General features: G+C 40.3%; 20 protein-coding genes. 9 read left to right on the top strand and 11 right to left on the bottom strand.

What is annotated here, in order from left to right:
- Positions 1 to 264: 264 nt before the first annotated feature.
- A complete protein-coding gene (locus IPM34_10540) occupies positions 265 to 1,758 on the bottom strand; it encodes a right-handed parallel beta-helix repeat-containing protein (protein MBK8955979.1) in 1,494 nt (497 codons plus the stop codon).
- 56 nt (positions 1,759 to 1,814) lie between these two features.
- On the opposite strand from IPM34_10540, the gene IPM34_10545 reads away from it, so the two are divergent.
- The 4 genes from IPM34_10545 (at position 1,815) to IPM34_10560 (ending at position 5,630) form a co-directional block, all read left to right on the top strand.
- Positions 1,815 to 1,970: a hypothetical protein gene (locus IPM34_10545; protein ID MBK8955980.1), complete on the top strand. Its 156-nt coding sequence runs from the start codon at positions 1,815 to 1,817 to the stop codon at positions 1,968 to 1,970.
- Between the two features lie 31 nt (positions 1,971 to 2,001).
- Complete coding sequence (locus IPM34_10550) at positions 2,002 to 2,700, top strand: glycosyltransferase family 2 protein (GenBank protein ID MBK8955981.1); 699 nt, start codon at positions 2,002 to 2,004, stop codon at positions 2,698 to 2,700.
- Between the two features lie 68 nt (positions 2,701 to 2,768).
- Positions 2,769 to 4,247, top strand: a complete 1,479-nt coding sequence (locus tag IPM34_10555) for a glycosyltransferase (GenBank protein ID MBK8955982.1) — start codon at positions 2,769 to 2,771, stop codon at positions 4,245 to 4,247.
- Between the two features lie 21 nt (positions 4,248 to 4,268).
- Positions 4,269 to 5,630: a hypothetical protein gene (locus tag IPM34_10560; GenBank protein MBK8955983.1), complete on the top strand. Its 1,362-nt coding sequence runs from the start codon at positions 4,269 to 4,271 to the stop codon at positions 5,628 to 5,630.
- Between the two features lie 579 nt (positions 5,631 to 6,209).
- Here IPM34_10560 and gldN read toward each other — a convergent pair.
- From gldN to IPM34_10600, 8 genes are all read right to left on the bottom strand, one after another.
- Positions 6,210 to 7,085, bottom strand: coding sequence for a gliding motility protein GldN (gene gldN / locus IPM34_10565; GenBank protein MBK8955984.1), 876 nt, complete (start codon positions 7,083 to 7,085; stop codon positions 6,210 to 6,212).
- Between the two features lie 11 nt (positions 7,086 to 7,096).
- Entirely contained in the window at positions 7,097 to 8,668 is a 1,572-nt protein-coding gene (locus IPM34_10570) for a hypothetical protein (GenBank protein ID MBK8955985.1), read from the bottom strand.
- Between the two features lie 30 nt (positions 8,669 to 8,698).
- Positions 8,699 to 9,280: a gliding motility protein GldL gene (locus IPM34_10575; protein ID MBK8955986.1), complete on the bottom strand. Its 582-nt coding sequence runs from the start codon at positions 9,278 to 9,280 to the stop codon at positions 8,699 to 8,701.
- 96 nt (positions 9,281 to 9,376) lie between these two features.
- Positions 9,377 to 10,618: an SUMF1/EgtB/PvdO family nonheme iron enzyme gene (locus IPM34_10580; GenBank protein ID MBK8955987.1), complete on the bottom strand. Its 1,242-nt coding sequence runs from the start codon at positions 10,616 to 10,618 to the stop codon at positions 9,377 to 9,379.
- Positions 10,619 to 10,824: 206 nt separating this feature from the next.
- On the bottom strand, positions 10,825 to 11,805 hold the full coding sequence (locus IPM34_10585) for a PorP/SprF family type IX secretion system membrane protein (GenBank protein ID MBK8955988.1): 981 nt from the start codon (positions 11,803 to 11,805) through the stop codon (positions 10,825 to 10,827).
- Positions 11,793 to 13,778, bottom strand: coding sequence for a thioredoxin domain-containing protein (locus IPM34_10590; GenBank protein MBK8955989.1), 1,986 nt, complete (start codon positions 13,776 to 13,778; stop codon positions 11,793 to 11,795). The genes IPM34_10585 and IPM34_10590 overlap by 13 nt, the downstream gene beginning before the upstream one ends.
- Positions 13,768 to 14,538, bottom strand: coding sequence for an MBL fold metallo-hydrolase (locus IPM34_10595; protein MBK8955990.1), 771 nt, complete (start codon positions 14,536 to 14,538; stop codon positions 13,768 to 13,770). Before IPM34_10595 ends, IPM34_10590 begins: the two co-directional genes overlap by 11 nt.
- A complete protein-coding gene (locus IPM34_10600; GenBank protein MBK8955991.1) occupies positions 14,535 to 14,816 on the bottom strand; it encodes a hypothetical protein in 282 nt (93 codons plus the stop codon). Before IPM34_10600 ends, IPM34_10595 begins: the two co-directional genes overlap by 4 nt.
- 367 nt (positions 14,817 to 15,183) lie before the next feature.
- Between IPM34_10600 and IPM34_10605 the strand changes: the two genes are divergently transcribed.
- The 3 genes from IPM34_10605 (at position 15,184) to IPM34_10615 (ending at position 17,652) form a co-directional block, all read left to right on the top strand.
- Positions 15,184 to 15,780 carry a PorT family protein gene (locus IPM34_10605; GenBank protein MBK8955992.1) on the top strand — a complete coding sequence of 199 codons (597 nt, stop codon included), beginning with the start codon at positions 15,184 to 15,186 and terminating at the stop codon, positions 15,778 to 15,780.
- 1 nt (position 15,781) lies between these two features.
- Positions 15,782 to 16,273: a hypothetical protein gene (locus tag IPM34_10610; GenBank protein MBK8955993.1), complete on the top strand. Its 492-nt coding sequence runs from the start codon at positions 15,782 to 15,784 to the stop codon at positions 16,271 to 16,273.
- 110 nt (positions 16,274 to 16,383) lie between these two features.
- Positions 16,384 to 17,652, top strand: a complete 1,269-nt coding sequence (locus IPM34_10615; GenBank protein ID MBK8955994.1) for a metal ABC transporter permease — start codon at positions 16,384 to 16,386, stop codon at positions 17,650 to 17,652.
- 114 nt (positions 17,653 to 17,766) lie between these two features.
- Here the strand turns inward: IPM34_10615 and IPM34_10620 are convergent, their stop codons facing one another.
- Positions 17,767 to 18,450, bottom strand: coding sequence for a hypothetical protein (locus IPM34_10620; GenBank protein ID MBK8955995.1), 684 nt, complete (start codon positions 18,448 to 18,450; stop codon positions 17,767 to 17,769).
- Positions 18,451 to 18,942: 492 nt separating this feature from the next.
- Positions 18,943 to 19,287: a hypothetical protein gene (locus IPM34_10625; protein MBK8955996.1), complete on the bottom strand. Its 345-nt coding sequence runs from the start codon at positions 19,285 to 19,287 to the stop codon at positions 18,943 to 18,945.
- A gap of 335 nt (positions 19,288 to 19,622) precedes the next feature.
- Between IPM34_10625 and IPM34_10630 the strand changes: the two genes are divergently transcribed.
- Together IPM34_10630 and IPM34_10635 are read left to right on the top strand one after the other, a co-directional pair.
- On the top strand, positions 19,623 to 20,228 hold the full coding sequence (locus IPM34_10630) for a hypothetical protein (GenBank protein MBK8955997.1): 606 nt from the start codon (positions 19,623 to 19,625) through the stop codon (positions 20,226 to 20,228).
- The gene (locus IPM34_10635) at positions 20,225 to 21,019 is read left to right on the top strand and encodes a hypothetical protein (GenBank protein ID MBK8955998.1); all 795 of its coding nucleotides are present in this window, start codon (positions 20,225 to 20,227) and stop codon (positions 21,017 to 21,019) included. The genes IPM34_10630 and IPM34_10635 overlap by 4 nt, the downstream gene beginning before the upstream one ends.
- The last annotated feature ends 113 nt before the right edge of the window (positions 21,020 to 21,132 follow it).

The following is a 21,132-nucleotide window of genomic DNA, read 5'->3' on the forward strand; positions in this document are numbered from 1 at the left end:
TGACTTTTTGACGTTTTGACTTTTTGACTTTTTGACGTTTTGACTTTTTGACTTTTTGACTTTTTGACTTTTTGACGTTTCGACGTTTCGACGTTTCGACTTTTCGACTTTTCGACTTTTCGACTTTCACTTTAAACTTAGGTCCCGACATCAAGTTGTTCTATTTTTAATTCAACTTCATCATGTCGGGATTAATCTTTGATCTTTAATCTTTGTTCTTAAGTCTTTCCGCTTAGATCTCTAAAAAATTCTAAGCGCAAAACGTCAATATTGGTATTCAAAACAACCTAAATCCGGCAATTGAGCATCGCGAATTTTACAATCCAGATCCAGTAGCAAGTTTGGCAAAGGAACTGCCTTCTGTTCGGCTACTGATAAGGTATCCAAATGAAAATCATCCATGGCCGGATCGGCAAAAAGCTTTTGAAGGCTGTTGTGGAGAATACAATTTTGCGTGAATTTATTTTCAAAATCCGGAAACGGTACGAGCAATTCTTTGATCCGATAAAGGCAATTCTTAAAAAAAGCTTGAAATGATATTTGACCATTATCTACCAACCAGAGTTCATCCTGATCCGATCCGGTGATGATGCAGTTTGTAAAATTAGCGACTAACGGATGTTTGTACACCACCTGGCAAAATGGAAAATCGATGCATTGCTCATTGCTGAGGTAAAGGGCAGGTTCAGAATTCCCCAAATTTGCGAAAGTCGTATAGGCACAATTGATAACTCCGCCAATGGTGGCAAAGAGACCAGACTGCCCCTGATTGTAGAAAAGACAATTCTGGATGTCCAGTATTCCGGTGCTGCTCAGGATTCCGTATTGACTGTTATTGAAAATCCGGGAATTTGTAATTTTTAACGAGGCCAGTGAATCGAGGTAGATCCCAATAAGATTGTTCTTTATTTCTGCAAAATCGAAACTGTTATCTGTACTACCGGGGTTTATAAAAATGCCTCCCCATTGTCCGGGAGTATCCTTGAACCAGGACTCCAGCCGAACCCCCTGAAATTGCACAGGCTGCTCTTTGGTTCCCCTGACTTCTATCCTGGCTGTAGGTCCGATTATGATCCTGCCGTCGTTGTAGAAAAATACATTGCCATCTGCATCTTTTGCTTTGGCCAATCCACCCCAAACGTGAATTTTGGTCCCCGCATTTATCTGCAATACACCATTTTCAAAAACCACGATACCATAGACCACATAAGGTTTGGGGTCGTTCCAAACCAGTGTGTTTCCCTGTAAATCAATTACTGAAACCTGGCCTTTATTGCTTTTTTGTGGCACGTAATTGGCATTCTGGCCCCAGGCAATAAGTTGTATGATTTTTACATTCCCGTTGTATTCAATGCGAATAGAATCCTGTTTGATAAACGGGCTGATCGTTACAGGATCATCGGGATTGACCTTAACATCGCAAAATATGTAAATGCTGTCGTGTGGAGCGATATCGATAAACTCGTGTTTCTGGCTGGAAATCCCATCCACATTCAATCTGAACTCTGAATTTTCAAGTGAAGGAATATATATAGATTGGATTCGGACAAATTCATCGTTGGGGTTGTAGAGTTTAAAATAACGCGTAGCGCTACCAATACTTGTAAAGACCGTATCGAAAGTCAAGGTATCGAGCTCAGGTTTGAGCATTAAGCCAGGATCGTTGCTAAATTCTTCCTGATGACAGGCATTGATCGCAAAAACCAAAAAAATGCTGGCAATCCATAATAACTCTTTGCCAGAAGATAGATTATTCATAGGGCATTATGCGGTGAAATTCGAAATAGTTCTATTTTTGCACAAAATAATCATTGATGACAGATTCAAATTCATCCACGAAAAAAGACTGGCTTTATTTTGCTATTTCTGCCGGCGCTACGACATTTTTGCTTTGTTGTTACCCGGCATGGTTCTGGTTGGGTTTGCCCTTTACCTTAACCTACCTCACCAAAGCTTTTAAAGCTCTTTAGTCTTCCGGAATCATCATCTGATCTCTTCCCGGTGACCATAGATGTCATCATTCCGGCCCTCAATGAAGAAAAGTCGATTGGACTGGTCCTCCAACATCTTACCAGGAATTTATTGCGCACTATTTATGTGGTTGACAATGGTAGCACAGATAGAACTGGACAAATTGCTGCACTACATGGTGCGATAGTGCTTGTTCAACCTCGAAGGGGATATGGATCGGCTTGTTTAAAAGCTTTGGAATACATCTCCAATTTACCAGAATCTCAAAAGCCAGATGTTATAGCTTTCCTGGATGCCGATTTTTCTGATGATCCACAGGATTTGATTCGGATGATCAATAAGCTTAAAGATAACGAGCTGGACCTGGTTATAGGGTCCCGTGTGTTAGGCCATGCAGAAAAAGGGTCGCTCACGACTGTGCAACGATTTGGGAACAGTCTGTCCACCTGGTTAATTAAAAAGCTATTCTCGTATTCGTTTACGGATTTGGGGCCATTCAGACTGATCCGCTACCAGGCCCTGTTAAAATTGGGGATGAAAGATCCGGATTATGGCTGGACAGTCGAGATGCAAGTTAAGGCCGCTCTGCAGAAATTAAAGACAGCAGAAGTCCCTGTGAACTATAAAAAACGGATCGGGAAATCCAAGGTTTCAGGCACAATCCGGGGCATTTTTGGGGCAGGTTCAAAAATTCTCTATATAATATTCAAATCATATGTTAAAGGTTAAAATTGTGTTAAAAAAACTTTCCAATTTGCGTTAAGGCTGTTTTGATCGGCTTAATTTTGCCTCCGGATATGAATACAATTCAGCTTTTACTTATTGCTTTATATACAGGCAGTCTTCTGTATATTACTATGTTTTCCCTACTTCAGCTCGGTTTGTTGAAAGCGTACAGGAAACATCAAAAAACTAAAAAGTTATTGCCTCCTCTCCAGGACGGTGACTACTTTCCGCTGGTTACGATACAGCTACCCATATACAATGAAATGTATGTAGTCGACCGCTTACTCGACAATATCACCAGTATGGATTATCCTAAAGACAAACTCGAGATTCAGGTACTGGACGACTCGACCGACGAAACTGCATCTCATGCTGCTCAAAAGGTGGAGTATTACAAGAGTCTTGGATTTGACATTCAACACATCCATCGCACAGACCGCAGAGGATTTAAGGCAGGTGCTTTACGAGAAGGCATGAAAACCTGCAAAGGTGAATTTATTGCGATTTTCGATGCAGATTTTTTACCTGAAGTAAATTTTCTAAAAAGCAGTCTACCTTATTTTAACAAACCGGAAATCGGGGTGGTTCAAACCCGTTGGGAACACATCAATGAGGATTATTCTTTCCTTACAAAATTGCAGGCATTCCAGCTGAATGTACATTTTACGGTCGAACAAGCCGGACGCCATGCAGCCGGACACTTTCTACAATTCAACGGCACTGCCGGCATATGGCGTAAAAGCTGCATCGACGATGCGGGTGGCTGGCAATCTGACACCCTCACTGAAGATCTCGATTTAAGTTACAGAGCCCAGCTAAAAGGCTGGAAAATCAAATACGTTGAGGACATTGTTTGTCCGGCTGAACTCCCGGCAGAAATGCATGGTTTAAAATCTCAACAATTCAGGTGGATGAAAGGTGGAGCAGAAAACTCCAGAAAGTTGTTACCTGTCATATTCAAAGCCAATCTTCCCTGGAAGACTAAATTTCATGCTATTATGCATCTCATGGGCAGTGGAATATTTCTGGTTATTTTCTGGGTCTCATTATTAAGCGTTCCGGTTTTATTCGCGATGGATGATCTCGGATTAAAAGCCACCTTTCTTGGATTTTGCCTTTTAGGTACGCTAGCTGTAATGTCCGTTTTCTACGAAGCCAATAACATGATGTGTTGGAAAGAAAAGAACATTAAAAACAAATTTGGGAGGTTTCTTCTCTTGTTTCCATCTTTCATGGCTTTATCGATGGGATTCAGTTTGCACAACAGCATCGCAGTTATAGAAGGATATGCAGGTAAAAAATCAGCATTCATCAGAACTCCAAAGTTCAACCTTACCTCATTAAAAGATCGCGTATTCAGAAATGGATATCTCATCCAGCAGCTCACGTTAAGAAACTGGATGGAGTTTTTTATTTGCCTTTATTTTGCTTTTGCGATCGGAATGGGATTTTACATTGAATATTATTCATTTTTACTTTTCCATTTCTTATTGATGATTGGGTTCGGATTGAACTTTTTTTACTCGCTTCGCCATCTCAGCCTGAAATAATTTTTCTAATTGAATATACCAATGCCAGTTCAATCCAAGGTGTGGTATATCCTGATTTTCGTTGCGTATGCTATTGCTTTTCTATGGCTGGCCTTCGCAGGAAAACAAAATAACTTTACAGGGCTCATAGTTCCCTGGATCATTACCTGCATTTGTTTTATAATCCTGCAAAGTCGCATTCAGGAACACTTTTCCCTTCCATTGTGGTGGGTCGTTCCACTTTCGTTAAAGTTCATCTTGATTTTTATTGTTCCCGAATTGTCAAACGATTATTACCGCTTTTGGTGGGATGGTTATCTCACGACACATGGCATTAATCCGTACCAATTTACTCCTGAAGATGTCCTCCAAAACGTTCACCCTCCAGTCATAACAGGTCATTTAAGCAATAATATAGGCTTATTGAATTCTCCGGAATATTTTACGGTGTATCCCGTCTTTATGCAGGGAATTTTTAGTTTAAGCGCCTTTTTTTCCGGAAGTGACACTTATCTGTTCAGTGTAATTCTAAAATTTCTTTACCTTACAGGAGACCTGATTACTTTATACTTCTGCATGCAGATTTTACACATATGCAAGAAACCTGCATCGTGGTCTTTCTTGTATTTCGGCAACCCGCTGTGTATGATAGAACTGCAAGGTAATTTACATACTGAACAATTCATGATCCTATTTCTTGCTGCTGCCATTTATTTTTACTTAAGGTCATCACACATACATTTCAGCTGGACTCTTTCATTCGCTATCCTTTCCAAAATCAACGCCCTTTTATTTATTCCCATGTTCAGTTCCGGAAAAAGTTTTTTAAGATCAACAGGTCTTTTAGCTATTGTCATTTTTTTATCGCTGGCTCTGTTGTTCTATCCTATATCAGGCCATGCAGATGGTTTTGTTGAAAGCTTAAGTCTATATTTTAAAGAATTTGAATTTAATTCCCTGATTTACGCGTTTGTGCGCGATTTACTATATGCAAATAAAATGTATGAGCTGCAAGCTCAGCTTGGCTTTGGATTATTGGCTCTCTTCATTCTTGTTTCGCTGATCATCATGTACAAGCATTATAAATCAGGAGGTGAAATATCTAAACGCTTTCAAACCAGCTGGTGGATTCTGTTTGCATACCTCTGTTTGAGTTCAACGGTTCACCCCTGGTATCTATGTCCTATCGTTTTCCTGGGAATATTTTACCTTCCCATCAGTTCGACGATTTGGTCCTTTATGGTGTTTTTAAGCTACAGCCATTACGATCCAGCATTTCAGCAAAGCAGTCGGGTGCTGACCATTTCCACATATTTGATAGCTTTCCTGGTGATTTATTTCGAGTGCCGGGGTAAACTTTATTTAAATGGATTTTCGGGACAGGAAGAAAACATATCGGCTTAAATACCAGCCAGCTCGAAAATAGAAATACTTACTTTCATAAACCACATCCATTTTATATGGAGATTGTGTCGGTCACACCTGAAATCACAACGCATCTTTAACCATCGAATCCTGCCAAATAAGGATCAAATCAAAAACATGGGGAGAAATCAGCTTTGACGCCAATTCTTAAATAAATTCACGGATTCAAAAAGCCCAAAATTATCCAATTGACTTTCACTTATTCCTAAGATTCATTGTTCTTTTTTGTCTTGATACATGACTGAACGATTACGCCGTAAGGCGTATCGATGTCCACAAAGGACATCGAAGTGAAGGAACCGCGAAGCGGCTGACCTGTTATTATATATGTTTTCATTTCTTAACGCTAAAATGAAAAAGGCCGATCTGAATTTCTGATCTGTTTACCAATTGGACATACTGATTTTATTTATTTCAGATACCAAAATTGCTTCATTTCAACTTAATCCCCATATATTTTACCTGACCCCTAAATAATTCGAAATTAGAATCGAAGCCAAATAAAAAAGCCGGTAAACTTTTCAGCATTACCGGCTTTATTCTTACGATTCGATTAAATTAATACGTCCACAAATCGTGTTCCTTATTGAGTATATCATTTTTAATTTTTTCAGATTCCAACAACAGTTTTACGCCGTCATTTTCACCTTTAAATACATCGCTCAAACGATTATCCTGAACATTCGATTCTTTGATAATGAAGCTGGAAAAGAAACGATAATCAAATACATCTGCCCAGGTATTGGGAGCTGCATCATTCTGATCATTAAATGCCTTTTCCCTTGCCAGCAATTTTCTTGCTTCCGGATAATACACCCAAAACATAGGTAAAGTGTATTTCAGATTGCCTGCATCATCGTATTCGTCTTTGATTGGAGCAATCCCCAACACGCGGCATTCCAACCTGGAAGTCTGCTTATTGAAGTACCACATCTCTTTAACGCGATACGTTTTGATATCATTGAAATCGATGTCTGATTTACGAACCTGGATTTCCTCTGCATAAGTTTCAGGATCTGTAACTACCACAGTATCGACTCTGTGCAACAATTTATCCAACTCCTCACCGGTCACGAATTTTCTGAAGTTATCTTCCTTAAAAATACGAATATCTCCATTCTCAGCACCTTGCACCAGAATCTGAAAAAAGGGTCTGACAGGATAGATAAAAGGTAAATTCATTTTTTCGCGAACGTCCAGGACACGCCAAATCCTTCTTTCCCAAACCACATCAGCTTCGCGGATGGGTTGATAATCGAGGATGCGTTGTTCCTTAATGAGGCTTCGGCTAACGATATCATCGAGATAACCGGAATCTTCCTCTTCTTCGCTGGCTTCTGTTTTTTCTTCTTCAGCCGTTTGCGCCAACAAACTGATGCTGTTGATGCAGCAAAAAAGCAAGGTTAGATAAAATGAAATTCTGAACTTATACATGAACTAAAATTTTATTTAATTTGGAATGACATGTCTCCAAGATCACGTGCAGCAACGTCTCCGGGGCATCTTCCTTTAATCTGTTCAAAAAGATAACGATCTCCGGGTTTTGCCTGATTTATCAGTGTTGAAGCCTGTGGTGAAAATCTACCACCGGTATTTGTAACGATCTGTGCGTCCTGACGTGGAGCTACACGGACCAGATTAAAACCCTGGATGGTACATTTTGCATCGAATTCGAATCCTTCCAACACCGGAATTACTCCTTGTTGTGCTTTGAAAACACCGTTAGGCATTCCACCACCACGCTTGTCAGAAAGCATAGGAACAGGAGTAGGAATTCTCTTCACACGGAATTTGAAGTTCGTAGGAGGCAGTCCACCACCGGTTAAAGTGATGTTCGCTTCACCTGGTGTTTTAACATTGGCAATATATTTGGCTCCGCCTTGGTTTACCAAACTAATTCCTCCACCTGCCGCTTCAACTTTCAGCTGAGCAGAAGGAACTCCCGCTGCAGTAATTGCAACCGGGTTATCTACACCTATGTAAAATACATTCATTTTCTCCGCAGAAACGTTACAAGAACGCTCGCCCACTTCAAATTCAAACTCTTTGCGATAGGTATCCGTTTTACCAGTTACAGGATTGGTTACCGATGCAATAGCTGTATATTTTTTGGTACCTACATCATTTGCTGTCGTTTTCCAAATAGCTTCCCCCTCAGCATTGGAGGTAAGACTAGCTCCATTTACCGAAAGAGAAACCTTGGTATTTGTAGCTTTTGAAGTCGATGCAGCCAAAGAAATTGAAGTTTCAAAAGGCTCTCCCTTGATTACATAATTTTTCTTTGGTGATGAAATTACCGTAAATTTATCGAGGACCACATCCTCACCTCCCAGTTTCTTGCTGAAGTGATTGAGAATTGCGTTTTCAGATGCTTTTGCATCATTGATAAATTTGGTAAAAATTGGCAAACAGGCACCGAGTGGCATTTGCTTAAAAGTAAATTCCTCCCAGCTCTTTTTGTTCTTCGAATGCTTCCATGTTTCATCATCGATATTCAATACGATTTCATTTTCCATTGAAGCTCTCAGTGTATCGTCAACCAAAGAAAGAAATTTCTGGCGGTATTCGACAATTTTCTCCTTCAGTTCCAATCCCTTTTTCTTGGTTACCATTTCACGGGTGGTGACATCTTTGTTTTTCTTTCCTTTCAAATCTTTTTTATCGCCAACCACGATGTAATCCAAGTCATCAACGGAACCGTTATTGTTTCCTGATTTATCGATCAAATCATTTACAATAGTATTCACATAATCGGTGAATTCCTTGCCATATTGTACTGCGAGAGGTGCACGCTCTTTAAAACGGGCAAACTCAGGTTTTGCTTCTGAGCGTTTGTTGATGGAAGGAACCAAAGATTCATTGGCACGATCCAATGAAGTATTTGATTCTTCCAAACTTCTGTTTACCAGTTTGAAAGCATTGAAAATCTCTGCAGACACGTTCAAAGCCAAAAGCGCTGTAAGAACCAGGTACATGATGTTAATCATGAGCTGGCGTGGCTGCTTAGGTATAGACATATTTTAGTCTTTTTATTGGTTATTAAAAAATTAGTTGCCCACAGTTTTGTAAGCAGACAAAATATTACCGTAAACTGAATTCAAATTGGTCAAATTCTTGTTCAAGGCTGAAACCTGATTGTGAACATTTTTGGTGTCTTCCAAAGATGCATTCAATTCAGACATCGCTTCAGTCATACGGGTATAAAAGTTGGTCATGGCTTTCATTTGGTCGCTGGTTTTACTAAAATCAACTTCCTGTAAAGCTTTTAATGAACCTAAACTTTTTGACATCCCCTGCAACTCAGACAACATGCCTGAAAGTTGTGCTTCTACCACTTCGCCATTAGCCGGACGTCCTCCTTTAACGGGACCTTCGATCAGTGGATTGATTCTTGCATTAGCATCACCCAATCCCGGATAGAGTTTATCCCAATAGTAATCCTTATCTGGTGGGATCACGCCCAATACCAAGAAAAGGATTGCTTCTGTTACCAGACCGGCAGTGATCATTGCATCACCACCTTCCCATGACATGATTTTGTAAAGGGCCCCGAGCATTACGACTGAGGCTCCAACTCCAATCAAGAGGTTCTTCGCGTATTTAAACCAGTTTTGCTTGTAAATAGCCATTGTTATAAATTTTTATGAGTTAAGAGAAAATTGTTTGCATGTAATAATAAATAAAATAGGAATTCTGTCCCTAATAAGATACTCCTGAATCCGATACTATCTAAAGTCGTTTTCAGATCTGCCCAGGAAAGACAGAACACAACGGAAGCCAATATAAGACTTCGTGGTATCCTGAAACTCCCAGTTCCGCGTACTTGTATGTAAGTAATATGCGACATCCTTCCAGGAACCTCCGCGAATCACTTTACGCTTGTATGCTTCTGCATCTTCATCCTTGGCATCGTATTTTACATCGGGATTCTGATCGTGAATGATCACGTGAGCATTATCTGAATAGGCAGATTCGGTCCACTCGGAAACGTTTCCAGCCATGTTGTAGAGTCCATATTGATTCGGGAAATAGGCATCAGCCCTAACGGTGTAATACCCCCCGTCTTCCGGATAGTTTCCACGTCCGGGTTTGAAATTGGCAAGTAAACATCCTTTGGCATTTCTTGGATAATAAGCTCCCCATGGATAAGGTGCCTGCTCTTGTCCTCCTCTCGCGGCCCATTCCCATTCGTGTTCGGTTGGCATACGGAATTCCTCTGTATTGGGCTCTTCCTCTCCTTTGAATTTATTCCAGATCGATGTTCTCCAGTAACAAAATGCACGCGCCTGCTTCCAATTCACACCAACCACCGGATAGTCATCAAAGGCGGGGTGAGAGAAATAATTACGGGTCATCGGCTCGTTATAGGAATATGCAAAATCCCTTACCCAGCAAAGGGTGTCCGGATAAATATTAGTCTTTTCCTTGTGAATGATATTCGAACGGCGGATATCTCTCGTATGAGCAGCCATCTGCCAATCTTTCCATTCCCACTCGTAAATAAATTTACGGGTATCGAGTTCTTTTACTCCTTTGAAAGCATCAGCTCCCTGAAAATACATTTCATCAAGAGTCTCGTCCTCCCAATCAATTTCCTGCTCCCAGTCCACTTCTTCAGTTGTTCCATCTTCGCTTTCTATAAGGTGTCCAAGGGCTTTGTGAGCCATCTCATCCCTTACGTAAAATACGAATTGGCGATACTCGTTGTTTGTAATTTCTGTATCGTCCATGTAAAACCCTGAAATTGAAATAGATTTCTGCGGTTGAACCAGGTTATGGAAGAAATCCTGGTCACTTTGCCCAATGGTCAGACTTCCACTGGGCACGTAAACCATGCCATATGGATTAATACCATCCCACTTGGGTCTTGGAGAAGCGCCTACAAGCTGCCCGTCCTGTTGATTTTTGCCACACGAGGACAATAACATAACGAGCAAGGCGAAGAGAAAGAAAATTGAATTTCTCATCATCATTGAAAATTTACCTACTTTGTCTTTAAAAAAAGTGGCACAAATATAAAACAATCCAAAAAGTTTTAAACAAAATTTTTTTTGGGCTTTTTTATAATTGACGCACTAATATTCGAACAAGATATAACCTTTGTTTATTGTGTACACTAAAAATTCTTTTTTTAACAACATTAATCAAAATTTAATATATATTGTTTTGAATATCAATCAAAATATCTCGGACTTCGCAGAACAGGTGGTTTCTTCCCTTCCCCGATCGCTTTTCCGAAATGATAAAATAATCCGAATTCCTGGCTCTTTGGGAGCTGAGATCCGGTGATTTTTCCCAAATAAAATTCATGCAAATACCCAACTGACCATTTGGAACTTAACTCAAATCCGAAGGATATGCCCAGTGATTCGATAGAATTATCATCATAACCCCTTATATGCATCCCTCCAAAAATATTGCCATTATACTCTCCGCCCAAAAATATTTCTGTTTGACTGCTTTTTAGATCTGAATACAGGGCAAAAGTCGGCAAAAATTTGAATCGTCCCCAAGCCCACTCATAAGAAGCATGCAAAAGATAATGCCTGGTATTTCGGTATGGAACCGGTAATGAAGCTTTTCCGTTTTCGAAAATCCCGGACACAGCCAGTCCAAATTTGTAAAGGTCATACTGGAAAGCCACAGAAATGCCGGCATCCCATCTCTGAAAATTGGAACTCCGGGTATCCAATAAAGGATCTTTATGATCGATCTGTCCGTTTGTATAATCACCATCCGGTGTCCTGGCCAGTTGTCCGCTAAAATTATGGTATGCATACTGAAACTGGGCAGCAGCACTGAAAAGCAATTGATCAAAATGAAAAACCCGGTTAAAACTGGGTTGCACATACAGAATTTGCCCCAATCCTGTTTCGTCTTTCCCAATAGCCAGTCCGGCTCCTGAATTGATCAGATACAAAGGGAGATTAACTCTCAGGTCGAAGGTCTGGGGTTGTCCTGCAATCCCCTGCCACTGGTTTCTGAATGTAGCAGATGCAAAGAGAGTGCCTTCAAGTCCTCCAAATGCAGGGATCAGTTTATAAGGGTCTTTGTAATGGAATCCCTGCAATGAGATTTGCTGAGCTTGAACAGACAAACCGAGGAGACTGATTAACCAGCAAAAGCATTTTCCTGAAAATTTCATTTTCTCCATTCCACGTGGCGATTTGCAAAATGCGTTTTAAGTTCTTCAATCGTTGAAACAGGCGGATAACAAACTTGACCTTCACAAAGGGCAAAATGCCCCGGTGTTCCGCTGCTATATTGCAAACTCATACCGGGAAGATACATAGCATTCAGTTGTTTGAGCAAAATTTCAGGATCTTCACAATGAAAATGAGCAACACCGTTCCGTTCCTGCAACATTACAATGGCCCAACTCGCTGTGGCATGCGGATATTTCATAACCAATGGACGCATGGCGTCAAGCATTCCTGAATATAGGTCCCGGTAGATTTGTTTATTAGTCATTTGATATAGATAACGTGCAACCGAGCATATTATGCTGTTGGGGTTTTGATAAGTCGATTCCGTCCATTCAATCATTTCTTTTCCAAAATCGGAATTTTGCCCGGATGCCATTTTGAATAATACCGAATTCGTTGATTTGAATAATGCTTTAATTTTTACAAGCAAATCTTCTGCTGCCTCCAGATATTTCATTTCAAAACTGATCTGATAGGATTCGAACAAGGCCCTCAACAAAAAGGCATAATCTTCGAGATAGCCAAAGCCCACCGGCTTGCTGTCCATTAAATATCTGCACAGCGTTCGATTTGGATAAAATCCAAATTGCATCAACGTATTTGTCAGATCCAGGGCTTTTCTTTTGTATTCCGGATCTAAAGTGTGTTTATAGGCTTCAGCATAACAAGCAACGAGCATCGCATTCCATGAAATAATGCCTTTCCGGTCGATGGAAGGGGATTTGCGAAGTTCGCGGTGTTGTCTGAGTTTTTCTCTCATTACATGAAGAACCTGATCCTTGCGAAATATTTCGTCGGTCTCCAAAGCTTCTTTTTTCAGGCGAATTACTTTCTTATGTGGATGTACATGATCCAAAGGACTCCACTCATAAAATCCGGTAAAAGAATTTAAATCGGATTCGAGGACAGATTTCAATTCCTCCGTTTCCCAAACATAAAATTTTCCTTCTTCACCGTCCGAATCGGCATCCATTGCCGAATAAAAATAACCGGATGGGTCCTTCAGGCAGGTTTCAAAAAAAACTAACGATCGTTCGGCTTGTATTTTTAAATAGGGCTCTTTACTGAGTTTATAAGCCTGGAACAGCGTTTCACAGATCTGTGCATGATCGTACAACATTTTTTCAAAATGCGGGACATTCCAGTTTCCATCCACCGAATACCTGCAAAATCCTCCGGCCACATGGTCGAAAATACCTCCTGCACATATACTTTGTAAACTTACAAGGGCATGCCGAGCAGCTTCTTCATTCCCCTCATAATAATATAAGCTTAGCAGCAACTGAATAAGCTGCATCTGTGGAAATTTTGGAGCTGATCCAAATCCTCCTTCCAACCGGTCGGCAGAACGCATGAGGTTTTGTAACATCTGCTCCGGATCCGGAAATGCAAAGTCTTCTGTTTTGAGTTCCTTAAACGCATGCAGTTGTTCTAAATGTTGGTTTAGCTCCCGGGCCTGTTCGAAAATCTCTTTTGCTTTGTCTTGGTAAGCCTGGGCAACAGAAAGCAGTGTCTGATTCCAGGAGGGTCGTCCAAATTTAGGTTCCGGAGGAAAATAAGTTCCCCCATAAAATGGCCTTCCATCTTCAGTCAGAAAACAATGAAGAGGCCAGCCACCTGAGATTCCCATAGCCTGTACGGCATTCATGAAATAATGATCGAGGTCGGGTCTTTCTTCCCGGTCAATTTTTACGTTGATAAAATGCTCGTTCATGATTTCTGCCGTGAGATGGTTTTCGAAAGATTCATGAGCCATGACGTGGCACCAGTGGCAAGTCGAATAACCAATGCTGACCAATATGGGTTTATGTTCTTTTTTTGCCCGATCGATTATTTCGGAGCTCCAGCGCTGCCAGTTTACGGGATTGTCGGCATGTTGCTGGAGGTATGGACTGGTTGAAAGATTTAGATTATTCGCCATCTACCTCAATTTGCAAACCATCGAAAGCAAGTTTGACCTGATCGGGAAGTTCAGCGCTTAATTCCCCATGCAAACCCATTTGATGGCTGATGTGTGTAATAAAACAAACTTCCGGATGGATTTGACTGGCATAATCAAGTGCTTTTTCCAGATGAAGGTGGCTGTGATGCATTTGTTTCCTCAATGCATTCAGGACCAGCACCTTGCAGTTTCGGATTTCATCGAGCACTTCATCTTCAATAAAACTGGCATCAGTGATGTAAACCAGTCCACCTGATTTGAAACCAACAATGCCCAGTTTTCCATGCCAAATGCGAAAAACATCAATTTTCTTATCCAGGATCATTACAGATCTTCCGGCTTGGATATCGACAAATTGAATTTCCGGCAATCCCGGATATAAATGCGGTTCAAATGCGTAATGGAATCGTTTCATCAAATCCTGGCGGACCCGACTTTCAGCATAAAAAGGAATTTTCCCGGCAAGGAAATTAAGTGGCCTGATATCATCGAGCCCGGCCGTATGGTCGGCGTGTTCGTGTGTAAGCAAAACTGCATTTAATTTTTTGATTCCTGCTTCCAAGGCCTGTTGCCTGAAATCGGGTCCTATATCGATGAGCAGGTTGATTTCGGGCCATTCCAGTAAAGCGGAGGTTCGGAGCCTTCGGTCCCTTGAATCGGAAGAGCGGCAAACAGAGCAAGTGCATCCTATCACAGGAATACCCTGCGAGGTCCCGGTACCTAAAAATGTTAATCTCAAGCCTCTGTTTCTTGCAAAGATCGCAAGGATACAGCCTTATCGTACAGGTTTTTTTCTTCTTCAGAAAGCGAATCGCGGTCACTTTCCAATTCCGGAATCAGATCCAACAAACAATTCATACGACCCTCGATATCAAAAAACTTATTGATCACCAATACTTTTTTGGATTCTACCCTGCAATACCCGGACTGAAAGTGTCCTTGCTCATAGCGCACGGTATATTGAAGTGCTTTACACAGATCTTCCAGTTTTTTAAGATTTCCTCTGGTTACTTTCATTGCAATGTATCGGTTTTTACATGGCGTAAAACTATAATAAATTGATTAATTAGAAAATTTTTAATGTGTTTTTTCCTAATTTATCAGGACTAATATATTTGATTTAATTGCATAATTAGAAAAAAGCTTAAAGCGGGAAGCGAGAAGATTTAAAGGATTAAAGGTTTCCAAATGGGAAAAAGGGAAGAAGAGAAAAAGGGAAAAAGGATTGCATAAAACCTTACCACGCCTAAATGCCTCCATGCCGAAATGTCGAAATCCCGATAAAATGACATCGTGCTTCAGAAATAAATAATTTCCTTTATTTCATCGGGACGAAACACCGTCCGACATTGAATCGTTTTCCATGTTCCGCTATCTTTGAGTTATGAAAATTGGAATTACTACCCTGCTGCTTGGAATCATATTCACCCAAGTAATTCACTCACAACGTTTTGAGGGAGGACTTAAATTAGCTGGTACACTTTCTCAAATTGACGGTGATGATATTTATGGTTTCCACAAACCCGGTTATGAGGCGGGAGTTTATGTTGCTGCTGGACTTTCTAAAAGCACCGCATTGGAAACCGGAATTTCATACAACCTGAGGGGTAGCCATTACAGCAAAAACGATTTACTCCGGGTAGCGTTTTCTCTTCATTACATCGATGTTCCGGTATTATTTGTACTGCGCGATTGGATGACCGAAAAGGATGGTAAAGAATACTACCAGATGGAGTTCTTTGGCGGATTGTCTGTTGGAAAACTCATTGGGAGCAGCAGTCTGAGTGGAGTCGACGAGGATTTTAACAAAACAGATGTGAGCTATATTTTAGGCGCTTCTTATTTCTGGTCGAAAAACTGGGGCGGCAGCGCAAAATACACCCGGTCATTTACATCCTTGTACGAATACAGCAAAAACGGTGGCTTGGTACAAATGACGAGTTATTACTTATCTTTGGGACTCAAATTTAAATTCAATTGATATGCAGCTGAGCTTAGGCGTCGTAGGTGTTTTATTATTATTTTTGTTGGGTTCCTGTAAACAAGATAGTAGTTCGGGCAAATCAGGTGCGGCAGCATCCGGAAAAAAAATTGAGTTGGATGCATTTCCTTCTGATCAGTTATCGAAAATCCGCTCAGAAGGAACAAGTATTGATCTGATCTCATTAAAAAAAGATGTCAACATTTCCATGAGTTTTGACAATCCTCAGTCCTATTCTATAATCATGTCATTTCTTACTGAAGATAAAGGAATCCTCACCAATATGTGTACACCAGATGCCCATTTGATGGTCCAAAAAAACGGAGACATCATTCAGGAAATGGACCTCTATTATAAAAATGGTTGCAACGCCATGGTCTTTATGGATACTCAGGGAAAAAAGATCGCGGCCAATCAGATCAGCAATGAGGGAATGGATTTCTTCAACAACTTCCTTAAATCAAAATCAACCCAGGACAGCCTGGGAAGGTAATTTTTTTTCTGACCCTGATAAAAAGGGTATAATCCAATAGCTGTTGTCAGAATTTAGAGTGACCACAGTGAAACATGGAATTACAAGCAATCTTGTCATAAACAATTCTTATGGAAGAGATTTTAGGTCAACTCAGCTACTTCTTCCAATCTGATTTAGGACTTCGGACCCTGGCCATCGCTGTTTTAGTTGGAGCTATGTGTGGTATGCTCGGATGTTTTATTGTCCTTCGAAACATGGCCATGATCGGAGATGCTCTCTCCCATGCCATCCTGCCCGGAATTGTAGTGGCATTTATTGTTTTGGGTTATTCTAATCTCGGATTTTTTGTAGGGTCGGTTATAGCCGGACTCATAGCCGCTTTTTTAATCACCTGGTTACAACAAAAACTACGGGTAAAAAATGATGCCGCGATAGGGATTATTTTCACATTTATGTTCAGTCTTGGAGTCATTGGAATTTCCTGGCTGAGCGGAAAAGAAGGTGTTCATTTGGATCTCAAGGATTTTCTGTTTGGAAACTTATTATCTGTTTCGCTCGATGATCTGATTCTTACGGTTGTATTGTTTGTGGTCGTGGCCGGGGTAATTCTATTGTACTACCGACAATTATTTGTGACCACTTTTCAGCCTGTATTAGCAGGCACACTAGGCATTCGTGCCAGTCATATTCATTATTTACTGATGTTACTTCTGAGTCTTGTCGTTGTGGCATCGCTCAGAAGTGTAGGAGTCATTCTGGTGGTTTCGATGCTGATTACTCCGGCATCGGCAGCATTGATGTTGGCAAACCGGTTGCATCAGGTTTTAATCTGTGCATCTTTATTGGGATCATTTTCGGCTATTTGTGGACTGATTCTTTCTATAGCATGTGATTTTCCGGTGGGCCCTTCGATGGCTGTCATGACAACATTAATTTATGCATTGATCGCAGTGTTTGCACCCCGGAAAGGGTTCCTGCCCAAATACCGGGCAAGGAGAAATCTACAAACCCGAATACTTATAGAAGATATTCTCAAAAGAACTTTACAATCCGGAAATGTGGAAATCACTCCAGAAGCACTTGCAAAAATTACCGGTCATTCTGAAAACCAGCTCAAGACCTGGTTTAGAAAATTAGTTCATCTCGGATTGTATCGCGAAACCCAAAATAAATTCACACTGACTGAATTAGGCAAAACCAGAGCAATTCAATTGGTCCGTGCGCACCGGTTATGGGAAACTTTTCTCGTTGAGGAACTGGGACTCGAGACTGACCAAATCCATGAAGATGCAGAACATATAGAACATTACCTTAGCCAGGACGACCTCATTAAATTGGATGAAGAATTGGGATACCCGGAGACAGATCCACATGGCTCGCCAATACCTAAAATTTAATAAGGAATATTGTCCCAAAAAAAAATTGCATTTAAAAATTGATCACCAGGTCGAACTCCCTGATTAAAACAAAAAAGCCCGCTCAAGGCGGGCTCAAAAAAGAATCTGGCGATTTTATTGACGAAGCAGGTTTATCATTTCTTTTGCAACGTACTGGTATTTACCCCCTTCATAATTCAACTGATTGAACAAGATCAAAGCCATTCTGGGTTCGTCGCATACCTTAAGCGCAGACCAGGCAAAATAAAATTTGATATCGTCTCTGAATTCTACGTCCGAAGCCGCATTCTTTAAGGAAACAAGCTTATTCAACTTGCTTAATTTATGAGCAGCCGGTCCATATTGACCCATGTAAAGCTGAGACATCGCATGGTAAAATTTTGCACGTTCGTTTTCAGGCTGCAATTCTGTTATCTGGTAAAATAACTTAGATGCTTCTTTGAAATTGTAATTTTCAAAATGTTCAACTGCAGATGTCCAAAGTTTAAACTCATTCGTAGATTCTATGACATTTCCATCGTTGGCAGCGGACGCTAATGGCTCCCCATCGGCACTGATTCCTCTGCGCTGTGATGGCTCATCCACAATACACCCGCCGCGGTAATCAGAAAGGTGGTCAAAACGAGTCTGTAAAAAATTTAACAAGAGCTTATCGTTCAGAAAATTCCTGTTTATGTTTTGGTCGATGAGGTTACATTTAATGAAATCAGTGCGAACTGCCGGTGCCTGCGCGAGGCTTTCACTACCTGTAAGCAAAATTGAGATGAAAAGAGAAACAAAAAGAGCATAATTTTTCATAATCGTAAAATTTAAAATTTTTTAATTTGCTTTGACTTTAAATTGTTATTACAATTTTTAATCAATCGCTATCATACATATGGTGTAAATGGGTCTAAAAAATTAAGGCAGAGAAAAAATATTTTTTCGGATTTTTAATTAGAGTATGCCGAGTTTATTTCATTCCATTCAATCTCCAAAAAATTGATTTCAATGAAGGGGACTTCTAAAAAATCTCTCAGACGAAGCGTGTGAATTTTTTTAACTCAGAGTTTACTGTTGTATCCCGCTCAGCGGGAGAGGAGTTTAAAAAATTTGAACAACGAAGTATCGCGGATTTTTAGAAGTGCCCTGAATATAATTAAACACACAGAATGATATACAGGGCGTTTTGACTATTGATATGCATTCTTTAGGTGTTCTCATGATTCGGAAGGACTTATATGAAATAAAAAAGCAAAGACCCTGCGTTCAAGATCTTTGCTTTGAGAAAAGCTGTATGCAAGTTTCGTCTTATTTTCCAGGCCTTTTTCCCAGAAGGAAGAACCTGTAGCGACAGTGAAACCAACAAGGTCCATTCACCACATCGCGGGGATCGCCACACTGTTTGTAACAGTATTCAAAAATGATGGCATTGGTAATCGGATCATTTTTGGAAACAGATGCTTTCCCTGGCGAAACGACCTTCAGGCTTGTCGCCGCTGTGGCGCTCACATCTGATACATTTGCATCTGCATAATCAGCATGATAAGATGGACTGGCCACAGGGTAGGCTTTACGATTTTCTTCTTGGGTTTCGAGAACCGGAATAGATAACCACATTAACAGTGGAAGAGAAAGAAACATGGAAGTTTTCATGGCTAATAATTTTAAAAGTTAAAAAAATAATTTTCTGGTACCTGCTCTTTATATATTTTCAAGATCAAATACAATTGAATGGTGTGAAAACTTTTAAAAAATTAAGGCTCATCAAAAAAATATTTTAATATGATCAAATTTAATCGGTTCGCAAACCGGTTCGCAAGGAATATTAAAACTATTCTAGCCAGAAACAAGCTCCTATACATAAAATATCCGTACGAACCTGGAATGATCCATTATATTAACAATAATACTAATGCATAAAAGTCTTGTTTTAAATAAAAAAAATCAGGAACTGGCCTTAATAATTGGCTTATTTTTACACAAACAATATGTTTGATCCCATGTGCAAGTCTTGTGAGTCATTTCAAAGTAACATCCAACAGGGGGACGCAGGCCGAAAGACGGCTGCCCGTCTCCTTTTTGAAGAGGAAATTATCCAAAAACACGCGAAATATTTTTACTGGAAATATCAACGCTTTGTTTCTCTGAACTTTGAAAACTGGGAAGACTTCTACGTCGAGATCGTACTGAGAATTTTCCATGAGAAGGAATCCGGGAGAGGTCCCAGGGAAAATTGCGAAGGATATTATTACAAGCTCACCCGGAATATTTGTGAAGAAATGGTACGTGCAGCTACAAAATCAAAAGAAGTACAAAAGCATCTGGCCAACCTCGATGAACTTACCGGAGATCCATTGATCATCGAGAAAGTGAAAAAGTACATTTTCAAACTCGAATGCAAATGCAGTACTTTATTGTATCACTATCATATTGAAGAGAACCTGGTCAGAGAAAAACAAGCGCTCGTAGCGCTCTTGCTGGAAAAGTGCGGAAAGCCATATACTACCGGTTCGATACCGGTTCATCTTTCCGGATGCCTGGACAAATTACACCAATTGATTTCCAACGACCCCGATAAGATTTTTGAATCATGAAACAAAGTACCCACATAAAACAATTTGAAGCTTATCTCAACAAGAAACTTGATGAACAGGAGCATCTGGCATTTAAAGAGCAATTAAAAACAGATCCTTTATTCAAAAAAGAATTCTTGCAGTATTTGTTGAGTCTTGCCAGCTGGTCGAATTCTAAACTCGATGTTGACCGGGAAATGATGAAGCAGGTATATGCCGAACTTCAACCGAAACCTTATCAGAAACCGGATCAGGTTTATCTTTTTAAAAGATTTGTTTCGGATCATCTGAAAACAATATCAGTTGCTGCCAGCCTTCTTTTATTGGTTTCAGTAACTATCCTGCTGTACCAGGATTCTTCAACATCGTCTGAGCAAATTTTAGCGCAGCTCTTTATAGAGCCGGTCAGTATGGAGCGGGCAAGTGCTGTAGAAAAAAAGTTTTTCGAAAAAGCCTCTTACTTTTATTATCAGGATAAACCTCTCATAGACAGTCTGGAGGCACATGCTGCAAAAAGCACCGGATTCAGCATCCCAAAATATTACTTAGCGCATGCTTATTTCAAAAACAAGGAGTACAAAAAAGCGCTGGAACTGTTTGTAAGCTGTCTTGGCAATCTGGATTACATCAATCAGGTTCCTCAGTTACAAGGCTCCGACGCAGATTTGCGATTCAACACGGTGCTGGCAAAAGCCGCTCTGAATAAAGATAAAACTGAACTCCTGAAAGAACTCGATGCCATCGAAAAATCAATTGAACCCACGCATCCTTTGATGGAAAAATTGAATGCATTAAGGAAAAAATTGAAGTGAGACCAAGCTAAAGTTGAAGATAAAATTGAGCTTTCTACATTTTGAAGATTTGTCCCGATAAAATATTGGGAATTATTTCTTTACTAAAATATTATGTCATTTTATCGGGATTT

This window comes from Saprospiraceae bacterium (genome assembly GCA_016716185.1).
GTDB lineage: Bacteria > Bacteroidota > Bacteroidia > Chitinophagales > Saprospiraceae > Vicinibacter.